Source organism: Actinoplanes sp. M2I2, assembly GCF_023544445.1.
Classification (GTDB): domain Bacteria; phylum Actinomycetota; class Actinomycetes; order Mycobacteriales; family Micromonosporaceae; genus Actinoplanes.
In genome coordinates this window covers 1-1956 of sequence record NZ_JALPVJ010000056.1, presented here as the reverse complement: position 1 = coordinate 1956, position 1956 = coordinate 1, and the positions used below count along the sequence as shown (strand labels likewise).

Annotated in this window: 2 protein-coding genes; both read left to right on the top strand. The window is 69.5% G+C overall.

The genetic code is table 11. The features are described from left to right. Entirely contained in the window at positions 1 to 579 is a 579-nt protein-coding gene (locus HJC40_RS44940) for an IS607 family transposase (protein ID WP_250010003.1), read from the top strand. Beyond that, positions 576 to 1955, top strand: coding sequence for an IS607 family element RNA-guided endonuclease TnpB (tnpB, locus tag HJC40_RS44935; RefSeq protein ID WP_308201018.1), 1380 nt, complete (start codon positions 576 to 578; stop codon positions 1953 to 1955). The genes HJC40_RS44940 and tnpB overlap by 4 nt, the downstream gene beginning before the upstream one ends. Position 1956: the final 1 nt, after the last annotated feature.

Sequence of the window (1956 nt, the reverse complement as noted above, 5' to 3'; positions counted from 1 at the left end):
GTGAACCTCAAGGAATGGGCGGCGTCGACCGGCATCGCGTACATCACCGCTCGGCGGCAGTACGCGGCCGGGACGCTGCCCGTTCCCACCTACCGGATCGGCCGCCTCATCATGGTCGGCGAGCCGGTTACCGGAACGTCGGCCGTAGCCCGGCAGACCGTGGTGTACGCCCGGGTGTCGTCGGCCGATCAGAAGCCGGATCTGGAACGGCAGGTCGCCCGGGTGACCGTGTGGGCCACCAGTCAGAAGCTCGGCGTTGACCGGGTGGTCACCGAAGTCGGTTCCGCGTTGAACGGGCACCGGAAGAAGTTCCTCGCCCTGCTGCGTGACCCGGCCGTGTCGACGATCGTGGTCGAGCACCGGGACCGGTTCGCCCGCTTCGGCGCCGAGTACGTCGAAGCGGCGCTGACCGCGCAGGGCCGCCGCCTGCTGGTGGTCGACCCGGCCGAGGTCGATGACGACCTGGTCCGCGACGTGACCGAGATCCTCACCAGTCTGTGTGCCCGGCTGTACGGTCCTCGCGCTGGCGCGAACCGTGCCCGCCGCGCGGTCGAAGCCGCCACCGAGGATCCGGCGTGAAGACGATCCAGGCGTACCGGTTCGCCCTCGACCTCAGTCCCGGTCAGGAACGCGACGTGCTCGCGCACGCGGGGGCGGCCCGGGTCGCGCACAACTGGGCACTCGCGAAGGTCAAGGCATTGATGGACCAGCGGGCGGCCGAGCGTTCCTACGGTGTGCCGGACGAACAGTTGACGCCGTCGCTGTCCTGGTCGCTGGCCGGGCTGCGTAAGGCATGGAACGCCGCGAAGCCCGAGGTGGCGCCGTGGTGGCCGGAGGTTTCCAAGGAGGCGTTCAACACCGGCCTCGATGCGCTCGCCCGCGGGCTGAAGAACTGGACCGAATCCCGTGCCGGAAAACGCGCGGGCAGGCCGGTCGGCTTCCCGCGGTTCAAGTCCCGCCGCCGCACCACACCGTCGGTGCGGTTCACGACCGGCGCTGTCCGGGTCGAGCCCGACCGGATGCACGTCGTGCTTCCCCGGCTGGGCCGGTTGAAGCTGCACGAGTCGGCCCGCAAGCTGGCCCGCCGCCTGGACAACGGTACGGCCCGGATCAGGTCCGCGATGGTGCGGCGTGACGGCGGACGCTGGCATGTGTCGTTCACCGTCGAAATCGAACGCGCCGAACGCGTCCTGGCCCGGCCCGGCAGCACGGTGGGTGTCGACGTCGGGATCAAGCACCTCGCGGTGCTGTCCACCGGCGAGCTGATCGACAACCCGCGTCACCTGGTGACCGCGCAGCAGCGGATGCGCTCGCTTGGCCGGGCGCTGTCACGTAAGACCAGCCCAGATCGGCGTACCGGCCGACGCGCCTCGAAGCGCTGGGAGCGCGCCGCAGCCCGGCTCAGCCGCGCGCACGCCCGAGTGGCGAACCTGCGCCGCGACGGCCTGCACAAGCTCACCACCCGGCTCGCGACCACGCACGGCACGGTCGTGATCGAAGACCTCAACGTCACCGGCATGCTCGCCAACCGGAAACTGGCCCGGCACATCGCCGACGCCGGGTTCGCGGAGATCCGCCGGCAACTGGCCTACAAGACTGCTTGGAACGGTGGTCGGCTGCTCGTTGCCGACCGCTGGTATCCGTCCTCGAAAACTTGCTCGGGCTGCGGCACGGTGAAAACCAAGCTGGCCCTGTCCGAACGCACCTACACCTGTCAGGCGTGTGGTCTGGTCATCGACCGCGACCACAACGCCTCACTCAACCTGGCTGCCCTCGCGGCTGATTTCGACACCGCCGGGAGTGGCCCGGTGGCAGCACGTGGAGCCGACCAGAAGACCCGCGTCCGCGGGCAGGTGGCCGTGAAGCGTGAACCCGGCACCGCATCAGCGGGTCAGACCGGGACCGTCCCACCGCAAGGCAGGACTATCGATCATGTGCTTGCTAAAGCGCACTGAA